Annotated in this window: 28 protein-coding genes and 1 riboswitch; of the genes, 9 read left to right on the top strand and 19 right to left on the bottom strand. The window is 42.4% G+C overall.

What is annotated here, in order from left to right; genetic code table 11:
* Positions 1 to 280: 280 nt before the first annotated feature.
* Together ACIQYG_RS07585 and ACIQYG_RS07590 are read left to right on the top strand one after the other, a co-directional pair.
* Entirely contained in the window at positions 281 to 1,738 is a 1,458-nt protein-coding gene (locus ACIQYG_RS07585) for a SulP family inorganic anion transporter (RefSeq protein ID WP_402836731.1), read from the top strand.
* 85 nt (positions 1,739 to 1,823) lie between these two features.
* Entirely contained in the window at positions 1,824 to 1,970 is a 147-nt protein-coding gene (locus tag ACIQYG_RS07590; RefSeq protein ID WP_402836732.1) for a hypothetical protein, read from the top strand.
* A 99-nt stretch (positions 1,971 to 2,069) separates the two neighbouring features.
* On the opposite strand, the gene ACIQYG_RS07595 is transcribed toward ACIQYG_RS07590, so the two are convergent.
* Positions 2,070 to 2,999, bottom strand: a complete 930-nt coding sequence (locus ACIQYG_RS07595) for a manganese-dependent inorganic pyrophosphatase (protein WP_402836734.1) — start codon at positions 2,997 to 2,999, stop codon at positions 2,070 to 2,072.
* A gap of 293 nt (positions 3,000 to 3,292) precedes the next feature.
* A riboswitch (cobalamin riboswitch) is annotated at positions 3,293 to 3,473 on the top strand.
* A 141-nt stretch (positions 3,474 to 3,614) separates the two neighbouring features.
* Here ACIQYG_RS07595 and ACIQYG_RS07600 point away from each other — a divergent pair.
* The 4 genes from ACIQYG_RS07600 to ACIQYG_RS07615 all read left to right on the top strand — a co-directional run bounded on the left by ACIQYG_RS07600 (position 3,615) and on the right by ACIQYG_RS07615 (position 7,707).
* Positions 3,615 to 5,912, top strand: a complete 2,298-nt coding sequence (locus tag ACIQYG_RS07600; protein WP_402836736.1) for a ribonucleoside-diphosphate reductase subunit alpha — start codon at positions 3,615 to 3,617, stop codon at positions 5,910 to 5,912.
* A 45-nt stretch (positions 5,913 to 5,957) separates the two neighbouring features.
* Positions 5,958 to 7,010: a ribonucleotide-diphosphate reductase subunit beta gene (locus ACIQYG_RS07605; protein WP_402836738.1), complete on the top strand. Its 1,053-nt coding sequence runs from the start codon at positions 5,958 to 5,960 to the stop codon at positions 7,008 to 7,010.
* On the top strand, positions 7,000 to 7,419 hold the full coding sequence (locus ACIQYG_RS07610) for a flavodoxin domain-containing protein (RefSeq protein WP_402836739.1): 420 nt from the start codon (positions 7,000 to 7,002) through the stop codon (positions 7,417 to 7,419). Before ACIQYG_RS07605 ends, ACIQYG_RS07610 begins: the two co-directional genes overlap by 11 nt.
* Before the next feature lie 120 nt (positions 7,420 to 7,539).
* Positions 7,540 to 7,707: a hypothetical protein gene (locus ACIQYG_RS07615; protein WP_402836740.1), complete on the top strand. Its 168-nt coding sequence runs from the start codon at positions 7,540 to 7,542 to the stop codon at positions 7,705 to 7,707.
* A gap of 40 nt (positions 7,708 to 7,747) precedes the next feature.
* Here ACIQYG_RS07615 and ACIQYG_RS07620 read toward each other — a convergent pair whose 3' ends face one another.
* The 3 genes from ACIQYG_RS07620 to modB all read right to left on the bottom strand — a co-directional run bounded on the left by ACIQYG_RS07620 (position 7,748) and on the right by modB (position 9,398).
* Entirely contained in the window at positions 7,748 to 7,945 is a 198-nt protein-coding gene (locus tag ACIQYG_RS07620; protein ID WP_028393295.1) for a cold-shock protein, read from the bottom strand.
* A gap of 197 nt (positions 7,946 to 8,142) precedes the next feature.
* Entirely contained in the window at positions 8,143 to 8,634 is a 492-nt protein-coding gene (locus ACIQYG_RS07625) for a hypothetical protein (RefSeq protein WP_402836742.1), read from the bottom strand.
* A gap of 110 nt (positions 8,635 to 8,744) precedes the next feature.
* A complete protein-coding gene (gene modB, locus ACIQYG_RS07630; RefSeq protein ID WP_402836744.1) occupies positions 8,745 to 9,398 on the bottom strand; it encodes a molybdate ABC transporter permease subunit in 654 nt (217 codons plus the stop codon).
* A gap of 246 nt (positions 9,399 to 9,644) precedes the next feature.
* Here modB and spx point away from each other — a divergent pair, with 246 nt between their 5' ends.
* Positions 9,645 to 10,040 carry a transcriptional regulator Spx gene (gene spx, locus ACIQYG_RS07635; RefSeq protein WP_034314875.1) on the top strand — a complete coding sequence of 132 codons (396 nt, stop codon included), beginning with the start codon at positions 9,645 to 9,647 and terminating at the stop codon, positions 10,038 to 10,040.
* Positions 10,041 to 10,377: 337 nt separating this feature from the next.
* On the opposite strand, the gene ACIQYG_RS07640 is transcribed toward spx, so the two are convergent.
* From ACIQYG_RS07640 to ACIQYG_RS07660, 5 genes are all read right to left on the bottom strand, one after another.
* Complete coding sequence (locus ACIQYG_RS07640) at positions 10,378 to 11,808, bottom strand: HAMP domain-containing sensor histidine kinase (protein ID WP_402837173.1); 1,431 nt, start codon at positions 11,806 to 11,808, stop codon at positions 10,378 to 10,380.
* The gene (locus ACIQYG_RS07645) at positions 11,798 to 12,487 is read right to left on the bottom strand and encodes a response regulator transcription factor (RefSeq protein ID WP_402836745.1); all 690 of its coding nucleotides are present in this window, start codon (positions 12,485 to 12,487) and stop codon (positions 11,798 to 11,800) included. The genes ACIQYG_RS07640 and ACIQYG_RS07645 overlap by 11 nt, the downstream gene beginning before the upstream one ends.
* A gap of 276 nt (positions 12,488 to 12,763) precedes the next feature.
* The gene (locus ACIQYG_RS07650) at positions 12,764 to 13,690 is read right to left on the bottom strand and encodes a cation diffusion facilitator family transporter (RefSeq protein ID WP_402836747.1); all 927 of its coding nucleotides are present in this window, start codon (positions 13,688 to 13,690) and stop codon (positions 12,764 to 12,766) included.
* 207 nt (positions 13,691 to 13,897) lie between these two features.
* Positions 13,898 to 14,026, bottom strand: a complete 129-nt coding sequence (locus ACIQYG_RS07655; protein WP_402836748.1) for a hypothetical protein — start codon at positions 14,024 to 14,026, stop codon at positions 13,898 to 13,900.
* A gap of 98 nt (positions 14,027 to 14,124) precedes the next feature.
* A complete protein-coding gene (locus ACIQYG_RS07660; RefSeq protein WP_402836749.1) occupies positions 14,125 to 14,868 on the bottom strand; it encodes a metallophosphoesterase family protein in 744 nt (247 codons plus the stop codon).
* A 215-nt stretch (positions 14,869 to 15,083) separates the two neighbouring features.
* Here ACIQYG_RS07660 and ACIQYG_RS07665 point away from each other — a divergent pair, with 215 nt between their 5' ends.
* Positions 15,084 to 15,218, top strand: coding sequence for a YjcZ family sporulation protein (locus tag ACIQYG_RS07665; protein WP_402836751.1), 135 nt, complete (start codon positions 15,084 to 15,086; stop codon positions 15,216 to 15,218).
* A gap of 282 nt (positions 15,219 to 15,500) precedes the next feature.
* On the opposite strand, the gene ACIQYG_RS07670 is transcribed toward ACIQYG_RS07665, so the two are convergent.
* Positions 15,501 to 16,466: an NAD(P)H-dependent flavin oxidoreductase gene (locus ACIQYG_RS07670; protein ID WP_402836752.1), complete on the bottom strand. Its 966-nt coding sequence runs from the start codon at positions 16,464 to 16,466 to the stop codon at positions 15,501 to 15,503.
* Positions 16,467 to 16,547: 81 nt separating this feature from the next.
* On the opposite strand from ACIQYG_RS07670, the gene ACIQYG_RS07675 reads away from it, so the two are divergent.
* Positions 16,548 to 17,060 (top strand): gamma carbonic anhydrase family protein, encoded by a 513-nt coding sequence (locus ACIQYG_RS07675; RefSeq protein ID WP_402836754.1) that lies wholly within the window; start codon positions 16,548 to 16,550, stop codon positions 17,058 to 17,060.
* A gap of 64 nt (positions 17,061 to 17,124) precedes the next feature.
* On the opposite strand, the gene paaX is transcribed toward ACIQYG_RS07675, so the two are convergent.
* The 9 genes from paaX to paaD form a co-directional block, all read right to left on the bottom strand.
* On the bottom strand, positions 17,125 to 18,006 hold the full coding sequence (gene paaX, locus ACIQYG_RS07680) for a phenylacetic acid degradation operon negative regulatory protein PaaX (RefSeq protein ID WP_402837175.1): 882 nt from the start codon (positions 18,004 to 18,006) through the stop codon (positions 17,125 to 17,127).
* A gap of 85 nt (positions 18,007 to 18,091) precedes the next feature.
* Entirely contained in the window at positions 18,092 to 18,868 is a 777-nt protein-coding gene (locus tag ACIQYG_RS07685; RefSeq protein ID WP_402836756.1) for an enoyl-CoA hydratase-related protein, read from the bottom strand.
* A gap of 67 nt (positions 18,869 to 18,935) precedes the next feature.
* Positions 18,936 to 20,144, bottom strand: a complete 1,209-nt coding sequence (locus ACIQYG_RS07690; protein WP_402836758.1) for an acetyl-CoA C-acyltransferase — start codon at positions 20,142 to 20,144, stop codon at positions 18,936 to 18,938.
* Positions 20,141 to 21,013 carry a 3-hydroxyacyl-CoA dehydrogenase gene (locus tag ACIQYG_RS07695; protein ID WP_402836760.1) on the bottom strand — a complete coding sequence of 291 codons (873 nt, stop codon included), beginning with the start codon at positions 21,011 to 21,013 and terminating at the stop codon, positions 20,141 to 20,143. Before ACIQYG_RS07695 ends, ACIQYG_RS07690 begins: the two co-directional genes overlap by 4 nt.
* Positions 21,014 to 21,131: 118 nt before the next feature.
* The gene (locus tag ACIQYG_RS07700; protein ID WP_402836762.1) at positions 21,132 to 22,652 is read right to left on the bottom strand and encodes an aldehyde dehydrogenase family protein; all 1,521 of its coding nucleotides are present in this window, start codon (positions 22,650 to 22,652) and stop codon (positions 21,132 to 21,134) included.
* A 23-nt stretch (positions 22,653 to 22,675) separates the two neighbouring features.
* Positions 22,676 to 23,449: an enoyl-CoA hydratase-related protein gene (locus ACIQYG_RS07705; RefSeq protein WP_402836764.1), complete on the bottom strand. Its 774-nt coding sequence runs from the start codon at positions 23,447 to 23,449 to the stop codon at positions 22,676 to 22,678.
* 10 nt (positions 23,450 to 23,459) lie between these two features.
* Positions 23,460 to 24,236 carry an enoyl-CoA hydratase/isomerase family protein gene (locus ACIQYG_RS07710; RefSeq protein WP_402836765.1) on the bottom strand — a complete coding sequence of 259 codons (777 nt, stop codon included), beginning with the start codon at positions 24,234 to 24,236 and terminating at the stop codon, positions 23,460 to 23,462.
* Positions 24,233 to 24,538, bottom strand: a complete 306-nt coding sequence (locus ACIQYG_RS07715) for an EthD family reductase (RefSeq protein WP_402836767.1) — start codon at positions 24,536 to 24,538, stop codon at positions 24,233 to 24,235. Before ACIQYG_RS07715 ends, ACIQYG_RS07710 begins: the two co-directional genes overlap by 4 nt.
* Before the next feature lie 18 nt (positions 24,539 to 24,556).
* Entirely contained in the window at positions 24,557 to 25,054 is a 498-nt protein-coding gene (gene paaD / locus ACIQYG_RS07720; RefSeq protein ID WP_402836769.1) for a 1,2-phenylacetyl-CoA epoxidase subunit PaaD, read from the bottom strand.
* Positions 25,055 to 25,071 lie beyond the last annotated feature (17 nt).

Here is a 25,071-nt window from a genome sequence, read left to right on the forward strand (position 1 = left end):
GAATTTCAATAAATTTCTTGCAGTAGCCTTAAATGACTCTTAAGCAAAAGCAATTCAGAAAACCTTTGGAAATTTTTTAACCCTTTCTTGATGCCCATCGTCATTTCTTGAAAATTCCCCCTTTAGGCCTTTTACCTTCATTCGCCTATGATAAGAAATGAATAGCCCTCGATTTGTCGTTTATATTATCCATATAGATAGAAAGAAGGACTCATGCTATAATTTAGTGCGTTAAAAAAGAAATGAACACACATATATAAAAGAAAGAAGGAGTGTTTCATTGAATACATCTGCATACAAACAGGAATGGTTCGGCAACGTTAGAGGAGATGTTCTATCCGGAATTGTCGTTGCCTTGGCATTGATTCCTGAGGCGATTGCCTTTTCGATCATTGCCGGCGTTGACCCAATGGTTGGTCTATATGCCTCATTCTGCATTGCCATCGTCATCTCTTTCGTCGGCGGAAGGCCGGGAATGATATCGGCTGCCACTGGTGCAATGGCACTCGTCATGGTCGATCTTGTAAAAGATCATGGCTTGAACTATTTACTGGCTGCGACAATATTGACTGGTTTCCTGCAAATTTTGCTAGGGGTCTTAAAAATCGGGAAATTAATGAAGTTCATTCCGAAGCCGGTCATGACTGGTTTTGTGAATTCTTTAGCCATCTTGATTTTCACGGCACAGCTCACCCACTTCGTTGGCGAAACATGGATCATGTATGTCATGACAGCCGTTTCATTAGCTATCATTTATCTTTTTCCGCGAATCACGAAACTCATACCTTCACCACTTGTCGCCATCATATTCATGACGATCGTTGCAGTTACCACGGGGGCTACGGTACGTACGGTTGGGGATATGGGGCAATTGACCGAAGCGCTCCCGATGTTCATGCTTCCAGACATCCCTTTGACTTTCGAAACTTTGGCGATCATTTTCCCTTATTCCATAGCCCTGGCGTTTGTAGGGCTGCTTGAATCGTTATTGACCGCTCAAATAGTCGATGAGATGACTGACACGGACAGTAATAAAAATAAGGAAGCCAAAGGCCAGGGAATTTCGAATATCATCGCCGGATGTTTCGGCGGCATGGCAGGATGCGCGATGATCGGCCAATCCGGCATCAACATCAAATCGGGTGGAAGGGGCCGGCTCTCCACTTTTGTAGCAGGCGCATTCCTTATGGTATTAATCGTGGTATTGAATGATGTCCTTATTAAAATACCGATGGCTGCACTTGTCGCAGTCATGATCATGGTTTCAATCGGGACCTTTGACTGGTCTTCCCTAAAGAGGCTCACTAAAGCTCCAAAGTCGGATGCAGCCGTGATGATCGTGACGGTCCTCATTGTCCTTTATACACATGACTTATCAAAAGGGGTATTTGCCGGAGTGCTCTTGAGCATGATTTTCTTCTCGGCTAAAATTTCTAAAGTGGCTGTGGAGAAAACGGAAGACATCCAGGCTAAGAAAACCACTTATCGTATCAGCGGGCAAATATTTTTCGCTTCTGTCCAGGACTTTGTTTCGAAGTTCGACTTCAAGGAAAAAGCGGATGCAATCGTCATCGACTTCTCCCGCTCCAAAATCTGGGATGCTTCAGCAGTCGGTGCTGTCGATACGGTTGTCCTTAAATATCAGCTTTTGGGAATACCAGTCCAAGTGGAAGGACTCGATGAAGAAAGTTCGTTATTGCTTGAAAAACTCGCCACCTCAGAAAGTAAAATATCTTGAAGAAGTAAAATTCTGCTGAATATAATCTTTTCAAACCGACAAAATAGATAACATGAATCATTTCCTTTTGAAAGGAGCGAAAAGCATGACACCCGAGCAGGATTATACGGCAGCAAATCTGTCACCGGATTTATTGAATGAACTGAAAAGCTTTGAAAGCAGACTTGGCGAGGAAGCCAATAAAGAATTGATTGTCATCGCCTATGAAAAAGAAAAGGAATCTTTGAATTAAACAAAAAAGACTCAAACACCCTTAATGGATGGTTGAGTCTCTTTTTGCATGTACAGAAAAAGGGTGCCCATGTATTTAATGAGCACCCCTTTTCCTGTATTATTTGCTGAATACGTCCGTTAAGACCGGCACGATTTGTTTTTTACGCGATACAACGCCTTCCAAGACGGCGATGTTGTTGTTCAATGAAACGTCGTATGCTTTTTCCACTGCATAAGCCGCTTTACCAAGAGCCAAGGCAACGGAATCATTAGTCAAGATATCCGTTACGACGAATAGGAACAAGTCCAATTCCTTCACAGCGATGACCGCTTCAATCGCGGATTCCAATTCCTCTTGCTTAGCAAGGACTTCGTTCGGATCAACAGCATTGACCTGTGCTATCTCCACTTTAGCCATTCCCATGGAGAATTCCTTTGCATCAAGAGTGATAAGCTGGGCAATCGTTTTATCGCTCAAGTCAGCTCCCGCTTTCAACATTTCCAAGCCATATGTTTCGGCGTCAACTCCCGCAATGGCAGCCAATTCCATTGCTGCTGCAACGTCTTGCTCCGTGCAAGTCGGTGATTTGAACAATAAAGAATCGGAAATGATGGCAGACAGCATAAGACCTGCGATTGCTTTAGGAACTTCAATGCCGTTTTCTTTATAAATTTTATTTAAAATGGTTGCCGTACAGCCAACTGGTTCCGCACGGTAATATAAAGGATCGCTTGTTTCAAAGTTAGCGATACGGTGATGGTCGATAACTTCCAGCACACGGACTTGGTCAATATCTTCAGCACTTTGCTGGCGTTCGTTATGATCGACCAGGATTACGCCGTCAGCTTCCCCTGCAACTTTTTCCACAAGACGGGGAGCGTCGAATTTGAATTGGTCCAATGCATATTGAGTTTCACCATTCACTTCACCCAGACGAACTGGTTCAGCGTTGATACCTAACTGCTTTTTCAGATCCGCATAAGCGATTGCCGAACAGATTGTGTCTGTATCCGGGTTTTTATGTCCAAAAACTAATAATTTTTCCAAGATTTTATCCCCTTTTTCATAAATATTTTTCCGCGAATCCCCTCACCGCAATAAGGGAGAGCCACCTTTACTAGACACTTTATTTTAACACAAAATCCCGTAAAATCAGCGCTTGAATTATCCTTTCCCCAATAAAATCTTTCATTCCTTGACTCTCTGCCATCACTTTGTCAATAGATAAGGGTTGGTTTTTTTCAAATATATTAGTTGAATTATCATCGTATATGGCTTACGATAATATAAGCAGAAATACTAGATATTGATTACATAAACAATACCAATAACTATATATAGAATTTATTATAATCCAAGGTGCCAGTGATGGCTGAAAAGGGAATCCGGTGCAAACCCGGAACTGTCCCCGCAACTGTAAATGTGACGAAATGAGAAAACCACTGTATAGCTCTTTATACGGGAAGGACTCAAAGTAGGATGATCATGAGTCAGGAGACCTGCCTTGAATTTTTCACGTTTCTTATTCTTCGGGGATTGAGATGATGAAACGATAGTATAACGGCCATTTTTTCATGGCTCTTTTATTCTATCGTTTGATCCGCCTCAATTCTTTGGGCGGTTTTTTTTTATTTTAGCGGAAGTTACCAAGGAGGATTATTAATGACTCAAACATATAACTCTACCATAAGTGAAAATGACACAGAAACGAAATCCATCCAGCTTGAGACGTTATCGAAGGAATTCGAAGGCCGTCTCGATATGGAAAAGTTCAAAAAGCGTTTTACAAAATGGCTTGATCGCAAAAGTGACTCAACCGAAGAACAGGCATCAAAAAAACTGATTCAGCTCGCTCTTGAAGGTGTGGATATCGATGCTCCGGATTGGACGTTCGTTGCTGCAGCAGAACTGTTGAATACAATGTATAGGGATGCACAAGCCAATCGAGGTTATGAAGGCAAGAGTTATGGCCCATTCTATGAGCTGATCACGGAACTTTCCCAGCTTTCGGAAGGTCAGCGTTATCCCATTTATAAACCAGAACTGCTATCTTCATATACGAAAGCGGAAATTGAGGAATTGGGTTCGGTGATCGACCCGGAAAAAGATAAATTATTCTCTTACATAGGCATCTACTTATTGAACGACCGCTATCTAGCCCGCCCAAAAAAGGACAAGGTCTACGAACTTCCACAAGAACGTTTCATGATCATCGCAATGGAAATCATGCGAATGGAAAAAACGGAGCATCGCCTGCAACTTATAAAAGAAGCATACTGGGCCATGTCCAACCTTTATATGACCGTTGCGACTCCTACACTCTCCAATGCAGGTAAAACACATGGGCAGTTAAGCTCTTGCTTTATCGACGCAATTGAAGATTCCATTGACGGAATTTACCTATCAAACTACGATGCGGCAAAAGTATCTAAATTCGGCGGCGGTGTCGGCCTTTACGTTGGTAAGGTCCGCTCACTTGGTTCTGATATCCGGGGTTTCTCTGGAAACAGTTCCGGTACGACGCCCTGGATTCGACTATTCAACCAGACAGCTGTAAGTGTCGATCAATTGGGTCAACGTAAAGGTGCCATCGCGATTTACTTGGATGCCTGGCATAAAGATATCATGAGCTTCCTCGATTTGAAGACACAAAACGGGGACGACAGATTAAAAGCCCATGACATTTTTACAGGTGTTTGCATTCCCGATTTATTCATGGAGGCTGTACGCGACAGAAAAGAATGGTATCTTTTCGATCCGCATACCGTTAAGCAAACCCTTGGATTTTCACTTGAAGATCTTTATGACGAGAAGAAAGGCGAAGGAAGCTTCAGGAATCATTATGCACTTGCAGTCGAGGCCGCAGAAAATGGCACACTTCCAAACTATAGCTTTGAAAAAATCAATGCGATGGACATCATGAAAAGCATCATGATTTCTCAATTAGAAGAAGGCGTACCGTATATGTTCTACCGCGATGAGGTGAATAGGAAGAATCCGAATAAACATAAAGGTATGATTTATTGTTCTAACCTTTGCACGGAGATTGCCCAAAACCTAAGCCCTTCGACGATCACGGATGAATATGAAACAGAAGATGGAGATGTTGTTGTCGTTCGTAAAAGCGGCGATTTCGTTGTCTGCAATCTTTCATCCATTAACTTGCCCCGAGCGGTGGGCAGCGATGTTTTGGAAAGATTGATTCCCATTCAGATCCGTATGCTGGACAATGTCATTGATGTGAATAATCTTCCTGTCAAACAAGCATCCATCTCGAACAAGCGTTACCGGGCAATTGGTTTAGGAACGTTTGGATGGCATCATTTACTTGCCACAGAGAATATTTATTGGGAATCCGATGAGGCTGTTCACTATGCAGATGCTTTATACGAAAAGATCGCTTACTTAACAATCAAGGCATCCAACGAATTGGCCAAGGAAAAAGGATCTTACCCATATTTTGAAGGTTCAGATTGGCATACAGGGGACTATTTCGAACTGCGTGACTATACAGATCAAAAATGGCTGGATTTAAAAGCAGACGTGCAGGAGCACGGGACCCGTAATGGATATTTAATGGCGATTGCCCCCAATTCATCGACAGCCAAAATCGGTAATTCAACGGATGGAATCGATCCTTTGTATGAAATTGAATTTTACGAAGAAAAGAAAAACTTCAAATTCAAGGTGACCGCACCAGGCTTGACGCCAAATACGTATGAATATTATAAAAAGACGCGATTCAATTTGGACCAACTGGAAAGCATCAGGCAAAATGCGGCCCGCCAACGCCATATTGACCAAGCAATCAGCTTTAATCTGTATGTACACAATACAATCAAAGCGAAGGTTCTCTTGGATATCCATTTAACGGCATGGGAAAGCGGGTTGAAATCGACGTATTATGTTCGTTCGACTTCTTCCGAATATGACAATGCCTGCGAAAGCTGTTCAAGTTAACGACAAGCATGACCCAGTAATCTATTCTTAAAGGAGTTTTCACGAATGACCAATCATATCAAAAAAATTCGGATGCTCGAACCGACGCATCCAACCAAGGCAACCGGTGTTTTCAAAGGAGAAGCTTCAGGCTTCCTCCTTTGGAACGATATTCAGTATGAAAAATTCTATGATACCTATACACAGCTCATCAATAACTTTTGGAAGCCTTCGAGCGTGAACATGATTCAGGATAAAAAGCAGTGGGGCGAATTGGATGAAGATATCCAGGATGCTTTTCTCGATATCCTTACGATGATTGCTGGAATGGACAGTCTTCAAACGCCCACTTTAGTAGAAATTCTTCGGTACATCAAAGATCCGGCGGCAAAAGCTATCCTGGCCAACATGGCCCAGCAGGAATCGATCCATAATGAGTCTTATTCCTATATCCTTGCTTCCTTGATTCCGGTAGGTAAGCAAAAACAGCTTTTCGACCGCATCAAAGAACATCCTGAAGTGATTAAGCGTAACCAACCGATCGTTGATGCTTATCAAACGTTCGTGGACGATCCCAGCCCTCAGCATTTATTCGAGGCACTGATCCATTCAACGAACCTTGAAGGGATTTATTTCTATCTGGCTTTCGCCTTTTATTATAATTTAGGACGCCAAAATCTAATGACCGGTTCCGCTACGATGATATCCTATATTCATCGCGATGAAATGGTCCATTTCGATTTCATTGGTATGCTCATTCAAATCTTGATGTATGAATATCCTGAGTTAAATAATGAAGATAACACGAAGTTCATCTATACAACGATTGAAAAAGCAGTCGATCTCGAAAAAGAATGGTCTGAATATATGCTCGAAGATATCCAAACGAAAGCCGATCTCGATTTGGAAGAATTCAATGAGTACATTGAATATATCGCCAATAAACGGTTACGTATGCTGGGCCTTGATAATTTGTATAAAGAGTATGGCGAAAACCCGATGCCATGGATCAAAACATTCGATGATGAATCCATCGGTCTTACCAAAACCGATTTCTTCGAACAGAAGTCAAGGACATACAGTCAAGTAAATGCCAGCAATGGGTTCGATGAGCTGTAAAGTTGCCATTGTCTATCATTCTGCCGGCGGCAATACAAAAGCGCTTGCTGAAGCCCTGGCTTCACTTTTACCTGCAGCAGGACTATATCGAACGAATGAATTCGATTTATGTACATTGCCGGATTACGATGCATTGATCGTCGGCACCTATACATGGGGCAACGGGGAGCTTCCCGCTAAATCAGCAGCCCTTTATAAAGAACTGGAACAGTTGCCTATTGCTCACCTGAAAACGGGAGTCTTCGGCACTGGTGAAACCAACTATAATCATTTTTGTGGGGCGGTCGATCATTTCCGGGACATGTTATTTGCCAAGAGCCAGTTATTGGTTACATTGAAGATAGAACAGATGTATCAAGAATCAGACCTGCCCAGACTTCAAAAGTTCGCCTCGCTATTCCAGAACTGACTGAAAGGGGATATGCGTTTTCGCATATCCCCTTTCAGTACTTTTAATAAAAATTGGCTCCCTCTATCATGGCAGCGGTAAGCATGAAGTATAATGGAAGAAAAAAGGAGATGATATCCAATGACTGAGAATATAACCCAGTTCCTGCCTATCCTTTTTATGCTAGTGCTTGTCGCATTCGTTATATTCATCGTGTTTTTCCTGTCAGGGCATTTTAATCGTTCTAAAAGGATCGAAGAAAAATTGGACAAAGCATTAAAGGAAATCGCCGAAAAAAAAGAAAAATAAAAAGACTCCAAAATAGGAGTCTTTTTTTATATGCGTTCAATTATTTTTGAACGTTAGCAGCTTGTGGTCCACGAGCGCCTTGCTCGATTTCGAAAGAAACTTCTTGGCCTTCTTCAAGCGTTTTGAAGCCTTCACCTTGGATAGCTGAGAAATGTACGAATACATCGTCTTGGCCTTCAACTTCGATGAAACCGAAACCTTTTTCTGCGTTAAACCATTTTACTTTACCTTGTACCATGATAGTTCCTCCTGTGTTTGGAAAAATCCATTTTATTACTATTTTTGGTTCTGGATAATGTTTCAAGAGGAATCCTATTACAGTAAATCCTTCTTTCAAACTTTTCCGAACAAAAATAATTACTCATATTATATCATGGAAAATCCTAAAAAAACAAGATTATCGCAGTAAATCAACCGACAAATTATCCTAAAATTCTACATATTCCTCTTCTTGCTTTGTCGGAAGCCTTCGTCCAATAAGTAGCGCTCCGCCTCTACCGGACTTTCGAAACATTCCTCAAGATTCGACCCTGAATAAACATTCCAAAGCAGGTCTTCCCTTTCAAGTGTAAGCTCTTGCTTTTCAGGGCCAATCCATGCCCCTTCCAACCTAGCGAACTCGTTTACCTCTTCTTCGAATTCAGCCGGAGGTTCAGATAGGTAGTCCACGCTTCTTTGAATCAATTCTTTTAATTCCGCTTCATTATAGTCACGTATATTGATAAACCCTTTACGGTCAGTGTCTTTTTTTCTCATATGCCCTGCATAAACGAATCCATTTCCATTGGGATGCAAGTGCTGAACGACGATTTTTTTCTCCTGGACGCTATCTGGATAATGGAAGTTCACACGTCCCAATGAAACGTCTTTTCGCTGTAATTCCGGAAAAGTTTCAATGATGCTCAATTTTTCTTCAAATGTTAACAAATTTCTTCCTCATTTCATTAGTTCATATTGTTTGTCGATTATAACACAGACTGATTAGAAACAATAATCTCCCTCTTCCATTATTATGTACGGAAAGGGAGAAGCAGCATTCATTTTATGTATGTCACGATAAAAAGCATAATGAATGAAATGACAATGATTACGGCAACCCATAGCCAGGCTAATGTCATATTCCCGGAGTCCATGGCGATATATATCGCGGTCGGTATGGTTTGTGTCTGTCCGGGAATGTTTCCGGCAAACATGAGTGTGGCCCCGAATTCACCCAATGCACGCGCAGAACTCATAATGGCACCTGTGACGATGGATTTGACCGCCAATGGAAGGGATACAAACAGGAACAATTTCCATTCGCCCGCCCCGTCAACCCTTGCTGCATTTTCAATTTCCTCATCTATACCTTCAAAGCCCGTTTTAGCGGATTGGTACATAAGCGGAAAAGCCACCACGGTAGATGCAATGACTGCCGCCCACCACGTGAACATCAGGGGCTGATCAAAAACCCTTTCAATGAATTGTCCCGGCATTCCATTCTTGCCAAAAATCACAATCAATAAAAAACCAACGACGGACGGCGGCAAAACAAGCGGCAATAAAAACACTGTTTCCAACAGGACTTTTCCCCTGAATTGCTTTTTAGCCATCATTCGTGCCAGGATAATTCCTAAAATGAAAACAAGGAGACCCGATAGTCCCGCCACTTGTATCGATAGCCTGACTGGTGACCAAAAATCCCCTGTCATGATACCACTCTCACATCACTGTTAAATATCGGCATTTGCAGGTCCTTATTCGGCATCTTTACCCTAATGGTTTCTTTTTCATTAAAGGCAGATTTCATTTCATTTTCTCCCTTTCTTTTAAAATAACATTTAAGTTTATTTTTCTTGACATCTTGCTGACACAAAGAAACGTTAAAGTAAGAGTATCACAAATATAAAAATAATTTCATTCCAATAAACTTGAAAACTTTGAAGGAGTCGATTTTAATGGTAACAATTTATACTACTCCAAGCAGTTTAGCCTGTCGTAAAGCAAAAGCTTGGCTTAAGAAGAACGAAATTTCCTTTAATGAACGTAACCTATATTCGCAACCTCTTTCTATAGAAGAAATAAAAGAGATTTTACGTAAAACGGAAGGCGGGACAGATGAAATCATCTCAACCCGTTCCAAGAAATTCAAAAGCCTGAATATCGATATAAATAATACACCGCTTAATGATCTTTGCAAGCTTATTCAAGATAACCCGGATTTACTTCGCCGGCCAATCATTTTCGACCATAAGAACTTGCATGCAGGATATAATGAAGAGGAAATGGGACGCTTCCTTCCAAGGAAGGTCCGTCATGTACAATTATGGCGTGCAATCAGCCAATTAGCTTAATTAGTTAGCATTCTGCATAATGAGAGGGTTGTCCATTACAACGGACAACCCTTTAGTTTGTCGACCATGATTAAAATACCCTCGGTCATACTCTATAATTTTTCACTGTTTTATAATAGGATGAAACTTTTCTTGATTGACACTCCAGGGGACTCGCTTTCTGCGGGCGTTCTCGCGCCTGTGGGGTCTCCTTGGGTACGCTTTTCCTAGCAGGAGTCTCGAACACCCGCACCAATCAACTGGATTGTTTTTTCAAATAAAAAACTGTAGGCAAACCGGCTTTTCCCCGAGTTTGCCTACAGTCTGGAGGGTTGTCCATTACATCAGACAACCCTTTTTATATTTGATCCGCTTTCTCTATGACAATCGTGAAGGTGGTGCCTTGTTCATCGCTATCCTTAAGCACAAGATCTCCCTTTTGCGCTTTTGCGAGCATCTTACTGAATGGCAGTCCCAAACCTAAACCACGTACCTTCAACTTTTTGTTTTCGCCTCGATAAAATGGTTCGAACACATATTGTTGTTCATGTTTTGGAATCCCCCGCCCGCTGTCCAGAACATCAATGCAAATTCGTTCTTCATCCTTTTCATAAAGGTGAATCGCTATTTTCCCTTTGCCGTCAAGTGCATGTCTGGCATTATTCAAAAGGTTAATGACGATTTGCTGCATCCGCAAAGAATCAATTTGACCGAAGACTGGTTCATCAGGAACTTTTATCTCAAAAGCGAACGCTTGATCATCATCCTGGGTCACCTGCCAGCGATAGGCGATTTCCTTGATGAATATATTGATATTCTCTTTTTGCACCCGGATTTTAAAAGCGCCTGCCGATATGGCATTATAATTGAGTAAATCCTCTATCATACCTTGTAAACGCTGAGTTTCCTTTAAGGAAATATCGAGGAATTCCTTACTTTGCTCTCCCTTAACGACATCATCCTTCACCGCTTGTATCAGTCCGCTAATGGAAGTGACTGGCGTTTTCAAATCATGGGTTACGCCTGCAAGCAATTCCGCCCTCAACTTCTCCATGACCTTCAATCGATTGGTCATTTCCTTAAATGATTCTATCAATTCATAAATTTCTTCTTCCTTGATTTCCTCTTCCTCTTTGAAATGGATATCATAGTTGCCTTCACGAACCTGGACCGCGGCGTTAGCTACGTCTTGGATGGGGCGCGAAATCTGCCTGGAAAGAAAATAAATGACTCCCGTTCCCAGAATCAGAAGTCCTCCAATCATGATCGCCAACAAGCCATGATCTTGGTTGATTTCCTTTAATGCCCCTTCTTCCTGGGCAATGACCACCCAGCCTCTCGTCTCATCATTGAACGTAATGGGGGATTTGACGACATATACTTTATTGTCGGAGATCTTGACCTTCTGGACCAACTCCGTATTTTTCATGATGACGTCCGGGAGTTTATTTTCATCCGGATCGATATACAACTGTGGCATCGTATATATGATGGTGGCATCGGGATCGACGATATAGATGATTGGCTGTTGATTCAGATGGAGGATTTTCTCCCTTTCCTCAACAATTTCCGAAAGGATCGGGCCAACGACAATCTGGCCATTCTCCTTAATCGCCCGATCGGATGTTTCGTCCGCTAAGTACTTAAGAAGGCTGAGCCTATATTCCAAAGCCGTTTTTTCCATCCACCATAAGGAAAAAACAGACAATAATATCAAACCGGAAATCAAGGTCAATACGTATCTCTTTGTCCAATAGCGTTGTAAAGTGGTTCTTTTTTTAGTTTTCATAGACACTTAATTGATACCCCAATCCACGCAATGTTTTTATTTCCCCTTCAGTTACAGGCCATGCATCTATCGCCTTCCTGATTCGCTTGATCGCCAGGTCCACTGCACGGTCACTGCCGTCATAATCCATGCCCCACACTTGGTCGAGCAGCTGTTCCCTCGTGAAAATTTGATTAGGGTGTTTAGCGAAAAAAACGAGCAGGGACAAATCACGCGGCGTCAAGTTTATCTCTTCGCCATTCAAATGCACCATATAAGAAAGATCATCGATGGTTAAACTCCCAAACTCATGTACATGACCATCTTCCGTAACAACCGATGATGATCTTCTTAAAACGGCATGAACCCGGGCCACGACTTCTTCAGCAACGAAGGGTTTCGAGATGTAATCATCCGCACCTGACTTAAATCCCGATAATCTGTAATCGACATCTGTCAACGCAGTCAACATGATAACCGGACATGTATCCTCATCCCGGATTTCCTTCAATATATCCCAGCCTTCCTTTCCCGGCAGCATGACATCAAGCAGGACAAGGTCTGGCTTCGTTTCTTCAAACACCGGAATGGCCTTTAGCCCATCGTACACTTGGACTACATCAAAACCTTCCCGCTCCAAATATGCTTTCAATACCATCGATATGGCGATTTCATCTTCTACTACAAGAATTTTCTTCATATATGGTCTCCTCCTCCCTGAATTATAGTGGAATCATTTTGTATATGCTAACTATTAAAAAACACCAAGCATTTTCCCTCAATCTTACCCTTTTTATGTGTCAGGATTATGTTCGCAGTAAAATTAACCGATGTTTTCACTTAGTAACTTTGTGTAAGTGATCTCGATTCATTTTAACAGGAATGCCGCTACATGATCGTAATTAATCATGCAGAAAAAACTATGATCAGCTTATTACACTCTTAAGAGGCTGGCTCTAAACTGAGCCAGCCCTTTTCAATTACATGTCTCGTGTGGATTGGGACAGCCCGCTTCCTGTCTTTCCACTTGGATCGTGCTATGTTCAATTCCAAACTGATCATGAAGAAGTTTTTGCGCTTCTGCTAAAACGGAATCGTGATCACCACTCTCATCTATAACAACATGGCAGCTCATTGTCAAAAAACCAGAGGTGATCGTCCAGATATGGAGATCATGGACATCGGATACACCGTCCAATTCCAGCATGGATGCTTTTACTTCATCCATATCGACTTGGTCTGGTGTGCCCTCCATCAAGATATGGAAAGAATCCCTCACTACCCTAATACCGCTGATGATAATTAAAATCGCGACTATGACGCTCGCAATCGGATCTGCAATTCCCCAATCGAAAAAATAAATCAAGAGTGCGGCCGCAATGGCACCCACAGATCCAAGCATATCACCGATAACATGTAAAAAAGCACTTCGTACATTCAGATTGTCTTCCTTATCTCCGCTCATTAATATCCAGGCTGCAATGACATTAACAAGTAACCCGATGATTGAAATCATTAGCATTCCCATGCTTTGAACCTCAGGAGGATCCAGGAATCTCTTAATTGCTTCTACGAAAATGAATACGGATATGACGATCAAGGTCAATCCATTCAAACAAGCAGCAATGATCTCAAACCGTTTATATCCAAACGATTTGGATGATGTCGCTTTCCTTTCCCCCAACCTTATCGCTGTATAACTAAGTCCTAAAGCTGCCGCATCGCTAAGCATGTGACCTGCATCCGACAGTAAAGCCAGACTATTTGTCAAGAATCCACCAATGACCTCGACTATCATAAACGTGGAGATTAATAAGAAAGATGCCAACAATGCTTTTTTATTGTTAGAATGATGGTGGTGTCCGTGCCCATGATCATGGGAGTGACCATGATGATGTCCCATGCCATCCCTCCTCTCATATTGAAACTTATATATAGTATGGGATAAATCCAGAATGGTTTCAAATGATTCACTCCCGGGATTCACTGACTGTAAAAAGTATGATGAAACGGGAAGCACGTGATCTTTTACGAAAAACCAAAATTATGCCTTCAACCATTTCAAAGTAAAAATAAACGCTACAGACATTTCCTGCAGCGTTTTTCCCGTTTATTTCTCCTCTTGCATCGTATCATCGACAATGGCGTACAGATCCTTATTAAACAATTCATCATTACAGACAAGACTGTGCCGTTCCATCTCTTCCTGCTCTTGAAATACCTGTTCATTTTCCTTCATGACCTACCTCCAGCTTCATGATGTTTGCCTATTAGCGTATCCGCAGGCATGTACCTTTATGCTCAACATTTCCCCATACTTCATCTTTTATAAACGTCTTAGGCCTGCTGGCCGCCATGGAAGGCACGTATAATAAATTCATGCTCTGGAACTTGTAAGCTTTGATACGATGACAGGAACAATGTATTATCATAAGCGACTTTTTCAAGCTTTACCTGAATACCCGCATTTTCGATTGAAACAATGGCATAAGGAGCAACTGGTTCACCATTACAGCCAAGAGAACCAGGGTTCAGGAATATCGTTCGGTCATTTTTAAAAAAGTGGATAGGATGATGATGTCCAAAGCCTATTAAATCGTGATGCTGATCATTGAAAAGCATTTCCAAGTTATTTAAACTCGGTTCAACGATTTTACTATATGGATTTTGGCTTATGTGCTCATCCAATTTCTTCGATTCCATGTGATAATGGGTGAAGTAAACGGAGTGATCATTAATGATATGATGTATGGTTCGAGGCAATTTTCCCAATTCACTTATGAATTTCCGGTGCATCCTTTCAGCTATCCATTCATGATGTTCCTTAACATGAATATGACCGTCCGGATGCGGCTCCCCTTTAATGATGGCCAGGACAGCTTCATCATGATTTCCAGTTATCATCGATAAATCATTTCTTGAAAATAAAAGTTCAAGGACTTCATTTGTATCCGGGCCAATTCCAACCATATCTCCCAAACAATAGAGACGATCTATTTCTTCCCTTTGATCAATATCCCTAAGGACGGCTTTTAGCGCTGAAGCATTACCATGCACATCCGTTATAATGGCAACTTTCATGACTTAGTTCAGCTCCCTTCCTCCACAATCCACATGGTATATTATAACATTTAAAACGAAATCAAAAAAATATTCGGGCTTAATCCCTTGATTTGCCCACGCCCATTTTTTATGAATAAGCAAACACTTCGGCCTAGAATACATAGTATGAAGTATTCCCGGTAAAGATGTTTTGCTAGGTATGTAATTCATAATATATATAAGGAGGAAATCAAATGGGTGGAATTGGTAACGAATGTTGCGGCGGCGGTTTCGATAACGGATTCGCATTGCTGATCGTATTATTCATCTTGTTGATCATCATTGGATGCAGTTGGGGATTCGGCGGCGGCTTCGGCGGATGTTGCTAATAATGATATAAATCAAAAAGGCGCCTGATCATGGCGCCTTTTTTGTTATGGATTGATTTTTAGTTTTAGTTTTTACTTTTCCAAAGAGGCTTTCCCTTTTCAAACTTTTATTAAAAATGGGGCTTCCAGATTGAATCCATTAAAAAAAAAATAATTTCAAAACACGCACATTATTCCATGAACCCATATTGTTGTATGAGGAATGATCAAATAATTTGATGATAACCAAGGGAATACCTTCTTCTTTACTTGAACGGATGGCAAGATTGGTACCTGCCGCACTCAAATCATAAAAGGGGCAGAAAGCCTGCTCAATCCATCCTCCATTTGTTTTTTCGCATCTTTCATCATGCCATCGAGTAATTCCTTTACCGTGGGAATATCGTCAATCAATCCGGCAACCTGGCCGCTGTTCATAAATCCATTGGTAACATCCCCGTTCATCGCCCCATTTATATGATGTACTTCAGAGGTCATTTCACGATAATTCATTGGAGAAAGTCCCTGTTTCTCCAAATCCAGCACTTTCTCCGTATAGGGGTCCTTCAATACCCTTCTGACCTGTCCAAATGATCTGCCCAAAATTACCGTATCATTACCCATCGCTTCGATTAGTTTCTGCTTATATGACGGATGGAACGGTGCTTCTTGTGTAGCAATCAGCCTGGTTCCCAATTGGACTCCTGAAGCCCCCAGCATCAATGCAGCTGCCAACCCCTGCCCATTGCCTATTCCGCCAGCGGCCAAAACGGGAAGCGTCACATGCTTGCTGATTTGCGGAATGAGTGTAAACGTCGTCATTTCCAGGTTCGAGTTGATGCCGGCAGCTTCAAACCCTTCTGCGACCAACACATCTGCCCCTGCATCTTGCGCTTTTTGTGCGTGCTTGACCGATGCAACGATGGCAATCACTTTTATATTCTTTTTTTGCAATAGTGGAATGAAAGGGGCAGGATTTCCTGCAGATAAGGAAACTGCAGGTATATCATGCTCCAGGACAAGATTCACTAACTCATCTGTATATGTACTAACGTTTATTGGAATGTTCAACGCAAAATTGTTATTGGTTTTATCTTTGGTTTCGAGAATGATGGCTTCTACCTGTTCAGGAGTCATGGTACCGCACCCTATTGTTCCCAGGCCTCCTGCATTGGATACTGCAGCCGCAAGACTTGCATTGCTTATATTCCCCATGCCGCCTTGAATAATTGGATATTTTATCGTAAAAAGTTCACAAATATATTTCACTTTCATCCCTCCCTGTCAATTTAATGTTATACTATATTCATTAGAAAAACAATTCAGACTTTTCGAAAAAGGAGCGAGACTATGATTATTCCGTACAATAATAAAAAACCATCCATTGATGATACCGTTTTCGTCGCACCTGGTGCTCATTTAATCGGTGATATTTCGATTGGGAAAGACTCGACCATTTGGTTTAATGCGGTACTGCGCGGTGATGAAGATTCAATTACAATAGGGGAAAAATGCAGTATTCAAGATAACTCCACCATTCATTTATTTGAAGGATGCCCGGTTGTCATTGAAGATGAAGTGACGGTTGGTCACAATGTCATCCTGCATGGTTGTAAAATAGGCAAACGATCCATTATTGGTATGGGTTCCACGATATTGGATAATGTAGAGATCGGCGAAGAATGCATCGTCGGAGCGAACACATTGATTTCCTCTGGCAAAATCATACCTCCACGTTCACTGGTTATTGGTTCCCCGGGGAAAGTCGTTCGCCGATTGAATAATAAAGATCTTGAATTGATCCAACTTTCCATCGATACATATGTTCAAAAAGGGAAAGACTTCAAAGGGATACTTGATTAATTATTGCAAGGAATTTGAAAAGAGCTTCGGCAAGTCGTCATTAACGGCTGGCTGAAGCTCTTTTTCACTTAATGATAAGTGGATGGTCCTTGGCATCATAGGTTTCATCTTTCCGGCATAAATCATTGTTTTCCTGAAATACGCTTTCAAAGAAACGACTTGCTGGTTCAGCCAAGACTTGATAATACTGGCTAAATAAAAGAGCAGCATGATTCCCATTCCACTTAGAAGGCAGAAGTTCCTTTGGCAGGCCCGGATCGATAAATAAAAATTTACGGTATTCATGCACCAAGTTCGTGCGTTCCACAAAACAATCAGCATCGGACATTTCGCCCCTGCCAATGATGCTTTGATGAACGATGAATTGTTTGCTGTATTTCTCGATGAATTCTTCATATTTATTTTCAATCTCTTCTAAATGCCAGCTCTTCTCTACAAGCGATTGGTTTTCTTTTGGACCTTTGTACTCCGAAATGAAAAAATCAACATATTCATCTATGTCATATTTCTCGATCAAGCGATTGATTTGTTTCTCCAAATCATTGGGGGAAATCCAGCAACCACTAGAAAAACTGCCAAACCCGCTCCATAATAATTCTTTACGGAGATCATCCCGTAATTGCCGCTTATCTTCAGGGATCGTGTACATTAAGATACGCCATTTACCGTCCCATTCATTCGGTTTCATCTTATATATGCGATTGGCCGCTTCATCCATTCTCTGCACACCGCGATCAGTCAAAAAATAATAGCTTTTATTTCCCTGCTTCTCTGACTGAATCCACCCTTGCTTGACCATTCGTGAAACGGCTACACGAACGCCCTGCTCATTATGGCCGAATTCCTTTAACAAACGAATTAAACTGCCTATCCAGATTTTACTTCCATAGTTACGGATATAATCGCCGTATATCGTAAAAATCATGGATTGTGTATTAGTACCTATCTTTCTCACCTCGTCCTAACATTGTTACTATTTTCACACGGAAGACATAATAATTATTATATCTTTTTAAAATGAAAGCGCAATATTATTCACCAATAAATCGTGCTTTTCTCCGTTCACTAAATGCTAGGAGCGCTTCCGATCTATCTTGAGTCGGGATGGTCAATTCATAGGCTTTTCCTTCTATGGCCATTCCGGTTTGCAAGTCCGTATTCATTCCTTGGTTAATCGCAAATTTGGCTTGTTTGACTGCAATCGGCCCGTTTTTCATGATATTGGCTGCCAATTCCTCACAGGCTGGCATTAGTTGATCCCTTGGCACGACCTTCAAAAGGATCCCTAATTGACATGCCTCTTCTGCAGTCAATTTTTTAGCGGTGAAGATCAATTCCTTCGCTTTCATTTCCCCAATCAATCTCGGCAGCCGCTGTGTCCCGCCTGCCCCAGGAATAATGGCCCAGCTAGTTTCGGTGAGCCCCAAAGAAACACCTTCCGCAGCAATTGCAAAGTCACATGAAAGCAGCCATTCAAACCCTCCCCCCAATGCATATCCATTGACGGCAGCTATTGTCGGCTGCGGAAGCCCTGCGATACTATTAAAAACATCGCGAATCGCCTTAACGTTCCTTCTTACTTCGGCATCATTCAAAGACTTCCTTTCTTTCAAATCAGCTCCCGCGCTGAATGCTTTTTCCCCTGCTCCGGTGAAAATGACGACACGGATATCGCCGTCATAATAAACTGAATCGATGACTTCCTGCAGTTCATATAGTGTCTCATAGTCAAAGCAGTTCAATACGTCGGGCCGATTCACTGTTATATAGCCGATTTGATTTATCACTTTATAAATAACCTTGGACATGAGTCTCCTCCCCTTTTTGAAAAAATGACCCTTATGCAGATAAAATCAATAAGGGCCATGCCCATAATCAAGCCTTTTCAATATTTTCTATAATGGCGGATATCCCTTGGCCGACACCCACACACATTGTCGCAAGACCATAGCGTACTTTCCGCTTTTTCATTTCGTGGACAAGTGTTGTTAAAATACGCGCCCCGCTTGCACCGAGTGGATGGCCAAACGCTATTGCACCGCCGTTGACATTCACTTTCTCCTGATCCAATTTCAATTGGCGGATGCACTCCAAGGATTGGGAAGCGAATGCTTCATTCAATTCCACTAGCCCGATGTCTTCAATCGTCAGACTTGCCCTTTCCAATGCTTTTTTAGTGGCATGAATCGGACCAAGGCCCATAATGGACGGTTCCAAGCCGGCTACCGCCCCTACAACATATTTGGCCAGAGGCTTCAATCCAAGCTCCCGTGCTTTTTCTGCACTCATCAAAAGTAATGCCGAGGCTCCATCATTTACACCTGAAGCATTACCGGCGGTTACAGTGCCGCCTTTAAAGATTGGTTTGAGTTTTTCCAGCTTTTCGATGGTCGTGTCAGGACGTGGGTGTTCATCTTTATCGAAAATGACCTCATTCCCTTTACGATCCGTATATCGAACAGGTACGATCTCATTAATGAAACGCTCATTTTCCACTGCGTTTTTCGCCCTTTGCTGGCTTTGATACGCGAATTGATCTTGGTCCTCCCTTGAAACCGAAAAACGCCGGGCGACGTTTTCAGCCGTTTGAGGCATGGAATCCGTGCCATACATTTCTTTAAGTTTCTCATTCGTGAAGCGCCATCCGATCGTAGTATCCTGAAGCTCCATTGAACCCCGTGGAAATTCACTCTCAGGTTTGGCCATGACGTACGGCGCCCTTGTCATGCTTTCAGTACCGCCCGCGATATAAATATCGCCTTCACCAACAGCAATGGAGCGTGCAGCATACATAACGGCATCCAGTCCGGATCCACATAAACGATTTATTGTCGTTCCAGCTACATTTACCGGAAGACCAGCCAAAAGAGCGGACATCCGGGCCACATCGCGATTATCCTCCCCTGCTTGATTTGCATTCCCGAAAATGACATCCTCAATTTGATCAGCCGGCAGCTCTGGATTGCGATCTATCAGCGCCTTGATTACAATTGCACCGAGGTCATCCGGGCGAACGCTTTTCAATGCGCCTTTATATCTTCCGATTGGTGTTCTCACAGCATCAATGATCACAACATCCTTCATTTCCTCACCAGCTCGCCATCTTTTGTATAATCGTACACACCTTTCCCTGACTTACGGCCGAGCCTGCCAGCTTTAACATACTGTTCAAGAAGGGGAGCAGGGCGGTATTTCTCACCAAGTTTACTATGTAGGTATTTTAAATTATTCAAACGGGCATCCAATCCCACCAAATCGCCTAGCTCAAACGGTCCCATTGGGTAATTCAGCCCTAACTTTATTGCCTTATCGATTTCTTCTGGTGTTCCTAATCCTTCTTGAAGCATAAAGAACGCTTCATTACCTACCAAACAGCTGATCCTGCTGGTTACAAACCCAGGGAATTCATTTATGACTACGGTTTCTTTCCCCATTTTTTGGGCTACCTCTTTTATTATGGCTGCCGTTTCATCGCTTGTTTCAAGACCACGTACAATTTCAACGAGCGGCATCTTTTGTACAGGATTGAAAAAATGCATGGCAATCGTTTTTTCGGGGCGCTTTCCATAAGAAGCAATTTCTGTCGGACTCATCGTGGAAGTATTGGTTGCAAAGTAACAATCTTCTTTTGCATGGACTTCAATCGTTTCAAAGACTGCCCTCTTAATTTCCGCCTTTTCCGGAACTGCCTCTATGATCAAGTCGGCATATGCTGCCGATTCTTTCAAATTGGTAGAATAGGTAAATCTGCTTTTTGCATCTGCCGCTTCTTCTTCGGTGATTTTTTGGTAGCGCACACCCTTCTCAAAAATGGAATCGATCTCGTTTCTTGCACTTTCCAAAGCATCCTGATTTACATCCACCAATACTACATTAAAGCCTCCTATTGCCCCTACATAAGCTATTCCCCTGCCCATGACACCAGATCCGACAATCACTAGATTACTAATCATTCGTTCATTCCTCCTTCAAAAATAAATAGGGCTGGCTGCGGATGAATCAGATCAGCATTCAACCATACCTGAATTACTTTTCCGACATACCTTTCAGCCAGCCGCCTATTTTTTTGTTTTATTGAATTCCAAAGGGATTTAAGGGACGGCTTCCATGATAGGAAATGATGCTTTTCGTTTCTGTATAAAGATCAAGTGTTTCAATGCAAAGTTCCCTGCCGAATCCTGATTGTTTATACCCTCCGAAAGGTGTTCCAGGAAATGCGGAGAATGGGCAATTCACCATGACGATTCCCGCTTCTATTTGATTGGCCACTCTAGTCGCACGCCCGCCATCTTTTGTCCATAGGGCTGAACCCAAACCGAATTCCGTATCATTCGCGAGCCTCACAGCTTCTTTTTCATCTTTGAATTTCATTATGACAACGACCGGCCCGAATATTTCCTCTTTTACTACATCCATTTCATGATTGACATTCGCTATGACCGTCGGCTCATACCAATAACCGTTTTCGAAACCTTCAATGACCGCTGGCTTTCCTCCTGTCAGGATCTTTGCTCCATCAGTAATGGCAGATTGTACATAATTGTCGATGACATCCAATTGCCCTTGATCTATGACTGCACCGACGTGAGTTTCTTTGTCGAGCGGATTGCCCAATTTCAATTTTTTCGTTTTTTCTACGAATCTGGCAACGAACTCATCGTATATGTCTTCGTGAACGTATAAACGGGATCTAGCTTCGCAAGACTGCCCAGTATTATAGAAAATTCCATACAATGATCCATCGATGGCCGCTTCAAGGTCTGCATCTTCAAAAACAATATTAGGGGACTTACCGCCAAGCTCCAATGTGACCCTTTTTAATGTCTGTGAAGCCTTGCCCATAAGATCCCTGCCGATTGGCGTAGAACCCGTGAAGGCGACCTTATTCACTTTCGGATGCTGAACAAGGTAATTCCCCACGTCCGATCCAGGACCTGGAATGATATTGACCACGCCTGAAGGGACACCGGCTTCTAAACAGATTTCCCCTAATAGAATGGCCGTCAGCGGCGTTAACGAAGCTGGCTTAACAATGACTGAACAGCCAACTGCGATTGCAGGTGCAATTTTCCACGCTGCCATCATCATAGGGTAATTCCATGGGATGATTTGGGCACAAACACCTACTGGCTCTTTTTCCGTATAGTTATGGAATTGACCAGGCACATTATTTACAGATCCGCGGTGTGCAACTAAAGCTCCTGCATAAAACTCGAAATCTTCAATTGCCTGCATGACTTGGCCTTGCGCTGCAGAAATGGATTTGCCGCTGTTCAGTACCTCCAATTCAACCAATTCATTAAAGCGTGAACGCATGATTGCTGCAATTTTGTTCAAAACACGTGAACGTTTATTAATCGGAGTCCTCTTCCATTTCCCATTATCAAATGCTTCACGTGCAGCTTGAACAGCTTTTTCTGCATCTTCCTTGGTCGCCTTTGCTACCTTGGCAATGATTTCACCAGTCGCAGGATTGTACGCATCAATTGTGGAACCATCAGAGCTTTCCACTCTTTCTCCATTTATGATCAGATGATAATAATCCCGCTTCATTTCCGCTTTTTCAAATGCCGCCTCCTGTACTCTAACCATGTAATCCCACTCCCTTTTCTATATTATTTGCCTATGAATTGAGCTTTCCTTTTTTCAGTGAATGCTGCCACACCTTCTGCATAATCCTTCGTTAAGCCAGCAATGCGCTGACCCTCCGCTTCTTCTTTTAAGTATTCTTCCAATGAAAGATGATAGGACGCCTCTAAGTATCTTTTGATTAATCCGATTGCCTTCGTTGGTTTGTTTGCGATATTCTCTGCAAAGGCTTTCAATTGCTCGTTCCATTCATCCACACCGATCACTTTTGTAGCGAGGCCGATATTTTTCGCCTCACTAGCCGGAACCTTTTCCCCCAATATAGATAATTCCAAGGCCTTCGCATGACCAACGATTCGCGAAAGGTAATACAGATTCCCCGAATCAGGAATCAATCCGATATTGACAAAGGCATTTAAAAAACTGGCTTTTTCAGAAACAAGCCGAAAATCGCATGCCAGCGCCAGGCTGAAACCAGCACCTGCAGCCACTCCATTGACTGCTGCAATGATCGGTTTTTCACAGTTTGCTAATTGCTCCATCATCGGACCGTAGTCATCAAGCAGCATCTGGCCTAAATTCATGTCCTCGTCAACATCCGATAAATCCTGCCCCGAACAAAAGGCCCTGCCTTCCCCTGTAATGATTATGGCCCGCACTTCATCTGACCCCGCAGATATTTTGATCGCTTTCCGTATTTCCTTATTCATTTGAGACGTAAAGGCATTAAGTTTATCAGGACGGTTCAAAGTAAGCCAAGCCACTCCATTTTCAACCCTATATTTGATCGTTTCGTACATAGAGCACCCCTTATCGGCCTGTAAATTTCGGCTCCCTTTTTTCAACAAATGCATTCATTCCTTCTTTTTGGTCCTCAGATGCGAAAAGGATATAGAAGTTCTTCCGTTCAAATTGCATGCCCTCATTTAAGGAATAATCAACGGCCTTATTGATGGATTCTTTGATCAGCCTCACTGCCAACGGGGGTTGCATTGCTATCTTTCTAGCAAAATCAATCGATTCTTCCATCAACAATTCAGGTGCCACGATCTTATTGATGAAACCATATTGCAGGGCTGTCTTTGCCTTTATCCTTTCAGCCGTCAATATCCATTCAAGTGCCTTCGTCTTGCCTACCAATTTCGTCAACCTTTGGGTTCCTCCTGCCCCAGGCATGACCCCTAGTGTCACTTCAGGAAAGGAAAACTGGGTATCACTGGCGGCAATCAGGAAATCACAGGATAAAGCAAGTTCAAAACCACCACCGAATACAAAACTTTTAACAGCACCAATCACAGGCTTCTTGACTAGGCTTATTCGGTCCCAATCGGCAAATTGGTTCGTTAACTCCATACTGATTGGGTCATCGTTCACCATCTCGTCAATATCAGCTCCAGCGGAAAATGCTTTTCCATTGCCCGATAGCAAGATCACCTTCACTTGTGGGTCCCGGTCGAACTCTTCCATGGTTGAAACTATTTCCCTAACCATTTTCCTGTTAAGCGCATTCAGCTGCTTCGGCCGATTTAAGAAGATATAGCCAATGCCTTCCGCGATTGATGTTTCAATGAATTGAAGCGAATTCATTTCATTTCTTCGCCGATCATCATCGTTACAAGTTTCCCGGCAAAGCCCATTAGGTCCTTCCCTGATGCTTTTCCTTCCGGCGAACGCATTCCTTGCTGCAATGCTTCGTGGTCTTCATAATACATTTCACAAAGAATGTAATACTCGGAGTCTTTACCCATTGGGGTCCCTACAATTTTAGTGACCTCCATTTTTTGAAGACCTGGAATTTTTTCCGTTATCGGACCATGTACATTGAAATAGTGCTCATCGAACTCTTCCTTGTTTTCAGGTTGTTTGTATAGGGCGATTAACTTTACCATTTTATAACCTCCATTTTATTAGATTATTTTTATCATCGGTTTCATCGCTTCGAACGGATTTTTGCATGCTTTACAATATAAAATGCTGCGGCAGGCAGTAGGACCGAAGATATTTTCCATCGTGACATATGTCGATTCACAATATGGGCAATCCACATGCCATGATCCATCACTTTTCATTTGTCGAGGAGGAGGGGAGATTCCAAAAACCTTCAATCCAGCTTTCCCCTTTTCCGTAATTCGATCGGATGTCCAGGAAGGGGAACGTAAAAATTCCACACTTACATTTTTTACGGCAGGAAGCTGTCGAAGGGCTGATTCCACATTTTTTTGAATGATCGACAATGCCGGGCACCCTAGAAAAGTTGGCAGCATTTTTACCGAGACGTCCTGGCCCGAAACCGTCACGTCTTCAACCATCCCTAAATCCAGAATACTTACTGTATCGATTTCGGGATCTTTAACGTCTTCCAGGAGCTTATATATTTCTTCTGTGTTTAACTGTACGGTCGCCATGGTACCCCTCCCCTTTC

This window comes from Peribacillus sp. NPDC096622 (assembly GCF_044762665.1).
GTDB classification, from domain to species: Bacteria; Bacillota; Bacilli; order Bacillales; family DSM-1321; genus Peribacillus; species Peribacillus frigoritolerans_B.

Excerpts from the sequence above, each read along its gene's own strand:
- ACIQYG_RS07695 (WP_402836760.1), bottom strand. The coding sequence starts at position 21,013 with ATGATTAGTAATCTAGTGATTGTCGGATCTGGTGTCATGGGCAGGGGA.
- modB (WP_402836744.1), bottom strand. The coding sequence starts at position 9,398 with ATGACAGGGGATTTTTGGTCACCAGTCAGGCTATCGATACAAGTGGCG.
- ACIQYG_RS07620 (WP_028393295.1), bottom strand. The coding sequence starts at position 7,945 with ATGGTACAAGGTAAAGTAAAATGGTTTAACGCAGAAAAAGGTTTCGGT.
- ACIQYG_RS07615 (WP_402836740.1), top strand. The coding sequence starts at position 7,540 with ATGACTGAGAATATAACCCAGTTCCTGCCTATCCTTTTTATGCTAGTG.
- ACIQYG_RS07650 (WP_402836747.1), bottom strand. The coding sequence starts at position 13,690 with ATGGGACATCATCATGGTCACTCCCATGATCATGGGCACGGACACCAC.
- ACIQYG_RS07705 (WP_402836764.1), bottom strand. The coding sequence starts at position 23,449 with ATGTACGAAACGATCAAATATAGGGTTGAAAATGGAGTGGCTTGGCTT.
- ACIQYG_RS07700 (WP_402836762.1), bottom strand. The coding sequence starts at position 22,652 with ATGGTTAGAGTACAGGAGGCGGCATTTGAAAAAGCGGAAATGAAGCGG.
- ACIQYG_RS07610 (WP_402836739.1), top strand. The coding sequence starts at position 7,000 with ATGAGCTGTAAAGTTGCCATTGTCTATCATTCTGCCGGCGGCAATACA.
- ACIQYG_RS07690 (WP_402836758.1), bottom strand. The coding sequence starts at position 20,144 with ATGAAGGATGTTGTGATCATTGATGCTGTGAGAACACCAATCGGAAGA.
- ACIQYG_RS07675 (WP_402836754.1), top strand. The coding sequence starts at position 16,548 with ATGATTATTCCGTACAATAATAAAAAACCATCCATTGATGATACCGTT.
- ACIQYG_RS07710 (WP_402836765.1), bottom strand. The coding sequence starts at position 24,236 with ATGAATTCGCTTCAATTCATTGAAACATCAATCGCGGAAGGCATTGGC.
- ACIQYG_RS07645 (WP_402836745.1), bottom strand. The coding sequence starts at position 12,487 with ATGAAGAAAATTCTTGTAGTAGAAGATGAAATCGCCATATCGATGGTA.
- ACIQYG_RS07665 (WP_402836751.1), top strand. The coding sequence starts at position 15,084 with ATGGGTGGAATTGGTAACGAATGTTGCGGCGGCGGTTTCGATAACGGA.
- ACIQYG_RS07600 (WP_402836736.1), top strand. The coding sequence starts at position 3,615 with ATGACTCAAACATATAACTCTACCATAAGTGAAAATGACACAGAAACG.
- ACIQYG_RS07640 (WP_402837173.1), bottom strand. The coding sequence starts at position 11,808 with ATGAAAACTAAAAAAAGAACCACTTTACAACGCTATTGGACAAAGAGA.
- paaD (WP_402836769.1), bottom strand. The coding sequence starts at position 25,054 with ATGGCGACCGTACAGTTAAACACAGAAGAAATATATAAGCTCCTGGAA.
- ACIQYG_RS07590 (WP_402836732.1), top strand. The coding sequence starts at position 1,824 with ATGACACCCGAGCAGGATTATACGGCAGCAAATCTGTCACCGGATTTA.
- ACIQYG_RS07715 (WP_402836767.1), bottom strand. The coding sequence starts at position 24,538 with ATGGTAAAGTTAATCGCCCTATACAAACAACCTGAAAACAAGGAAGAG.
- spx (WP_034314875.1), top strand. The coding sequence starts at position 9,645 with ATGGTAACAATTTATACTACTCCAAGCAGTTTAGCCTGTCGTAAAGCA.
- ACIQYG_RS07655 (WP_402836748.1), bottom strand. The coding sequence starts at position 14,026 with ATGAAGGAAAATGAACAGGTATTTCAAGAGCAGGAAGAGATGGAACGG.
- ACIQYG_RS07605 (WP_402836738.1), top strand. The coding sequence starts at position 5,958 with ATGACCAATCATATCAAAAAAATTCGGATGCTCGAACCGACGCATCCA.
- ACIQYG_RS07685 (WP_402836756.1), bottom strand. The coding sequence starts at position 18,868 with ATGTCCAAGGTTATTTATAAAGTGATAAATCAAATCGGCTATATAACA.
- ACIQYG_RS07660 (WP_402836749.1), bottom strand. The coding sequence starts at position 14,868 with ATGAAAGTTGCCATTATAACGGATGTGCATGGTAATGCTTCAGCGCTA.